Genomic DNA, 2,366 nt, shown 5'->3' on the forward strand with positions numbered 1-2,366 from the left:
CCAGGCCCCAGACACCTTCGAAAAACACGCGTCAGCTACACTTGACCTTGCAGCATAAACACCACCCCCATGTCCACTTTCCGGGGGTCGGGCCCAGGTCATAACCGTCCAGGTCTTGAACATTTCTGGGAGTGTAAATCCGAAGTACTCCTTCACCAACCACAGCCCAGCGTCGTTGACGAAGGAGAAAATGAAGGAACCAGCGCCGATAGCAAGTACAAGAAGTGATATCTCCACCGGACCATAAGCCAGCGCAGAAGCAGTTGGCGCGAGAATACCAGCAGTCGTAATAGCTGAAACCGTAGAAGAACCGGTAGCGATACGCACGAAAGCGGCAATAAGCCAGCCAACCAAAATGATGGAAATGTGTGTATCTTCTACAAACTGCGTGATTACGTCCCCGACACCCGTGTCAATTAATACATTCTTGAAGCCACCACCGGCTCCGAGAATGAACACGATTCCGGCAATTGGTCGCAAGGCATTTCCTGCTTCACTATTGAGCTTTTCCCACGGATAACGGGTAACACCAAAGAGAGAAAGGGCAGCAAATACAAGTGAAATCAGCAAAGCAATTTCAGGATTGCCAATAAACCGCAAAATTTCAGCGCCCAAAGCTGGGGATTCTTCTAATCCCGGCCAGATCATCATGACCACCGAGGTGATCATAAGCAAAATAGCGGGCATGGTAACGCATAGCAGAGAGAGACCGAACGAAGGCTTTTTGCGCACGGTGACACCATTCGTAGTGGAGCTTGCCACGATGGAGTTTTCTGGTGCACCTCTCGGCACAATCTTGGTGGCGTATCGTGCAAAGAGTGGGCCGCAAATAATCACAAGCGGGATCGCTATCAAAATCCCCATCCCCATGGTTATGCCCATAGAACCGTTCTCGAAGGTCTGCAGAGCGGCGGTAGGCCCAGGATGCGGCGGAACGAGAGCTTGCATCGCGCACAAACCCGCTAGCGCCGGCATCGCGATCATCATCAAAGGCATCTTTGAACGACGGGCAACCATGATTATTACTGGTGCCATAATAATGAGGCCTACATCAAAGAAGAGCGGTAGCCCAATGAGCGTGCCGATCAACGCCATTGTCCAGGGAAGCATCTTCCGTGAGGATTTTTCAATCAGCACGTCAACAAGGACGTCTGTTGCTCCTGTAACCATGAGCACAGCACCTAACATGGCGCCGATTCCTACTAGGATCCCCACACTTTGCGTGGTATCTCCAAATCCATCAAGGAAAGCGTGGACTGTGTTCATAAGCCCGAAGCCGGAGCCTATACCGGTGACAAGTGCCGCCACCATGATTGCAATAAAAGGATGTACCTTCGCCCAGCTAACAAGCAAAATTAGTAATGCTACGCCTACGATAATACTAATGATCAGCGCAGTGGGATTTAGTTGCGTAGCCGTCGCGACTTCTGTTGGTACGGAAGTTGATAGTGCCCCGGATAGTGCATAGGGCGGGCCTCCCAATGCTTGAGGGGCCAGATTTGATAATAGGTGCATTTATATACCTCAAAAGTATGCAAATATACATCCCCCGGCATAGTTACTTTGTGGACCACACCGGGGGCGCGTCTCCTATGTTTCTTTTATTAGATGGTCCGTAGCGCACGGATCATTACTGCACCACGGTGGGGATATCCAGTTAGATCCCCTGTTACTCACCCGCGGTAGAGGTACTTCTCAGCAGTTTCCTGGGTCATTTCCGCGCCATTGCCCGGCGCAGTTTGGGGCATGTAGTTGCCGTTCTTGATGACCGTCGGATGTACAAAATGTTCGTGCTGATTATCCACATACTCGATGACGCGGCCTTCCATGGTCCCGGAAAGGGCCACGTAATCCCACATCGAGAAGTGCGCAACAGCTTCGCACAGACCCACCCCGCCAGCGTGCGGGCACACCCTCTTCCCGAACTTGTGGGCCAGCAGGAATTCGATAACCAGTTCTTGCGGGCCAGCCACGCGAGTGGCATCAACTTGCATAATTTCGAAGGCATTGAGTTGCAGGTACTGCTTAAACATAATGCGGTTGTGACTATGCTCGCCGGTAGCCACCGGAATCGGGTTGATAGCCCGCGCGATCGTAGCGTGGCCGACTATATCGTCCGGTGAGGTAGGCTCTTCTACCCAGGCAAGATCGAAATCATGGAATTGGTTGATCCAGGAAATCGCATCCGGCACGTCCCATACCTGGTTGGCATCTACCGCCAGGCGCACATCCGGCCCGATAGCTTCGCGCGCCAAGCCGAGCCGGCGGATATGGACCTGACCCCCTGTTGGTGGACATAGGCTAGCCCCGGCGTTCAGCCGGAGAAAGGTAGTCTTCTACCATGTCCCGTAAAACATATTCCGCGC

2 protein-coding genes are annotated in these 2,366 nt (G+C 52.7%); both read right to left on the reverse strand.

The features are described 5' to 3' along the window. The coding region (locus BLT47_RS08740; protein WP_143021839.1) for a GntP family permease at positions 1–1,515 on the reverse strand (1,515 nt) is incomplete at its 3' end. 158 nt (positions 1,516–1,673) lie between these two features. Beyond that, positions 1,674–2,318, reverse strand: coding sequence for an enolase C-terminal domain-like protein (locus BLT47_RS08745; RefSeq protein WP_320753525.1), 645 nt, complete (start codon positions 2,316–2,318; stop codon positions 1,674–1,676). Positions 2,319–2,366 lie beyond the last annotated feature (48 nt).

It is taken from the genome of Actinobaculum suis, assembly GCF_900102025.1.
In the GTDB taxonomy this organism is placed as follows: Bacteria; Actinomycetota; Actinomycetes; order Actinomycetales; family Actinomycetaceae; genus Actinobaculum; species Actinobaculum suis.